Below are 3,015 nucleotides of genomic sequence, written 5' to 3' on the forward strand. Positions count from 1 at the left end.
GTCTTGGGGTTGAGTAGTTATCCAAAAGTGAATAATGCTGAATATTCTGCTAGTTTAACACATTATTCAGATAATTGCAGCAAAATTCAGTAAATCAATTAACAGGAGAATGCTCCCAAAGGTCGCGCCATCTTCTCGAAAATTACTGCCTCTCGGAACGGTTTGGCAACAAAGTCATCGAAGCCTTTCGACATGGCGAGTTCCTGAGTTTTAACAAAAGCATTAGCGCTCAAAGCAATAATCTTAGTGTTAGAACCGTCAGGCAGAGCTCGAATTTTTTGAGCAGCTTGAAAGCCGTCTAGAACAGGCATCCTCAAATCCATCCAAATTAAATGCGGCTTGTACTTTCGCCACAACTTAACAGCCTCAATTCCGTTATCCGCAAACCGCACAACAAAACCAGCCGACTTCAATATCTGAGTTAACAGCAACCGATTTGCCGACTCATCGTCCGCTACCAGAATGCGATAATTTTGTTGGTTGGGTGCCAACCCCTTCACTCGTTTTTGCGGCTGTCTGTCATAAATTTCGCTCTCAGTTGCATGACTGACTTTAATGTAAAAACTAAAAACCGTTCCTTTCCCCACAGAACTTTTGACCTTAATCTCACCACCCATCAGCTTCACAAAAGAGTTACTGATTGGCAATCCCAAACCCGTTCCCGTTTGCGATTTCCTGCCAGCATCCGCTTGCACGAACGGCTTGAACAAACGGCTAACCTCGTCAGGCGCAATGCCTGGGCCTGTATCCTTCACAGAGAATTGGAGAAAAAATTTGGATAGCGGTTTTTTTGCCAGCAACGGTCGGCATTTTACAGTCAGCTTCACCCTACCCGCCTCAGTAAATTTAACAGCATTACCCAACAGATTAATCAAAACTTGGCGCAGCTTGCTTTCATCAGTTCGGACGTATTGCGGTACATCTGAACTGCGTTGAAAAACAAGTTGCAACCCTTTAGATTGAGTTTTGAGTTGGAACATCCCTTCTATGTCCGAAAGCAAACTGTACAGGTCAAAAGCATTTGATTCGAGGGTAATTTGACCAGCTTCAATCTTAGACAGCGACAAAATATCGTTGATTAGTTTCAACAAATGCTCGCCACTGCGATTGATAATATCTAAACTCGACTGCTGTTCCGGTGCAGTTTTTTTAGAGTGCACAAGGAGGTGAGCAAAGCCGATAATCGCATTCAGAGGCGTTCTCAATTCGTGGCTCATATTGGCCAGAAAGGTACTTTTAGCGCGATTGGCACTTTCGGCTGCAATTTTAGCTTGTTTTAGTTCCTTTGTTTTCTGTGCAACTTGCCGCTTTAAATCGCCAGAATATTCTTTTAACCGCTTGCGAGATGCTTTTAACTGGGAATTCATGCGCTCGAAAGCACAAGCTAGGGCTTCGAGTTCGGCAACGCCGCTACCTGAAACTGTTGAGTCGAAGTCGCCACCAGCTATCGCCTCTGTTGCCGAAATTAACCGCAGCAGCCGCTGTTCTATTCTTAGGGAAATGGACAGCAAAAGGCAGATAAGTAGGTAGGCGGGAAAAAACCAATCTATGTAACAAAACATTAAGTTACTTAATTGGAGTTAAACTTAAGACGTTGCGTAGTGTAATTTCCCTTTTGTCCTCTAACTTCTACTCCATGAATTACGGCGTAAGCGAGTTCTAACTCATCATCAAACATTTGTCCTACTAACTCATCTTTCTTAATGTGTTGCCACTCCAATTCAATGGGGTTCATTTCCGAACAATACTTGGGCAAAAAGAAGATATATAAACCTTGCTTTTCCCAATGTGGCCATAACTCTTGGACTTCTTTGCATCGGTGTATTGGGCCGTTGTCTTGTACAATTACTCTCGGTCGTCCAATCTCAGCAGCTTCCTGGGCTTGGAGTTCCATCATTTTGATATAAGCTTTTCGATCGACACCTCCAATTACCAAACCGTAGACAAAACTGATGTCAGGTTGAAGAAGTCCGACAATACTTAGTCTACGACCACGCCGTTTCGTTTTTTCTAACCGTTTTTGCTCACCTATTGGGTAATAAGTATAACCTGGTTCACTCCACATACAAAACCCTTATTCATCTAAATACTTTAAGTCAATTCCTCCCGCCGCTGCCTCTAATTGCAACATATCTAAGTCGGATTGCTTCGTTTCTTGTACTATGGGGTCTTGTTTTCCTTTGTGACTTTTTCTCGCTCTTTTCCAAATAAACCTTTTTTTTAGTATGCGTCTTAATCGATCAGCACTTAGTTTGACAGAACGTTCTTTTTCTAATTTCTGGGCTAATTAAAGACTGTTATATGTACGTGGTTCGTTTTTGAGGCATTCTTTTAAAAACTCTATATCTTCCTCTTTCCACACTTGAAGGGCTCCTCGACCAGGTGACTCCCAAAGCCCTTCCATGCCTAGATGCGACCATTTATGTAAAACCTTTCTCACTGTTTGTGGAGTCCAGTTAAAATGAGCAGCTATTTTTTCAACGTACCAGCCATGTGCATTTAATCTAATTACTTCTGCTCTGTCTTTGACTTTTTGTGGTACATCCGCAGTTCTCAGTTTTAAGAGAGTTTTGTCTTGCTGTTGAGTCAGGAATACCCTTAATCTAGCACCCATATATTGAATTACCTCAGTAGATATATTCTTTTTCTTTACTTATCTTAACATAGTTATGTTTTTTTGTGCCGACCTACTTAGTCGCTGTTTTGTGGCCGCATCCCAGGCGATCGAACCGGCCTACGAGTTGGCAAGTGGTTCCTATAGCGTATTGACGGATGGGCTTTTACAGGGATTGAATCCGGAACGTTTGCCGGGGCAATCGATCGATACCCTATCTCTATGTGCCTTTGTTAATCAATATCTAGGACTTACGCATTGACAAAATCACAAAATAGTGAATCGATCAATCAATATGAGTAGTCTACTTTCCAGGTATTTGACAATGAGAAAAACTACCAAACCCTCGACAGCACAATGCAACGCCGAAAAGTATATTTTATTTTTGCTCTTAGAACCAA

The 3,015-nt window shown here is 42.1% G+C and carries 1 protein-coding gene and 1 pseudogene; both read right to left on the reverse strand.

Annotation, left to right across the window (positions count from 1 at the left end):
- Nucleotides 1–98: 98 nt before the first annotated feature.
- Entirely contained in the window at nucleotides 99–1,562 is a 1,464-nt protein-coding gene (locus JGK11_RS17025; protein ID WP_293212363.1) for an ATP-binding protein, read from the reverse strand.
- An 8-nt stretch (nucleotides 1,563–1,570) separates the two neighbouring features.
- A pseudogene (locus JGK11_RS17030) lies at nucleotides 1,571–2,614 on the reverse strand (IS630 family transposase).
- Between the last annotated feature and the right edge of the window lie 401 nt (nucleotides 2,615–3,015).

It is taken from the genome of Microcoleus sp. PH2017_34_RAT_O_A (assembly GCF_020737885.1).
In the GTDB taxonomy this organism is placed as follows: Bacteria; Cyanobacteriota; Cyanobacteriia; order Cyanobacteriales; family Microcoleaceae; genus Microcoleus.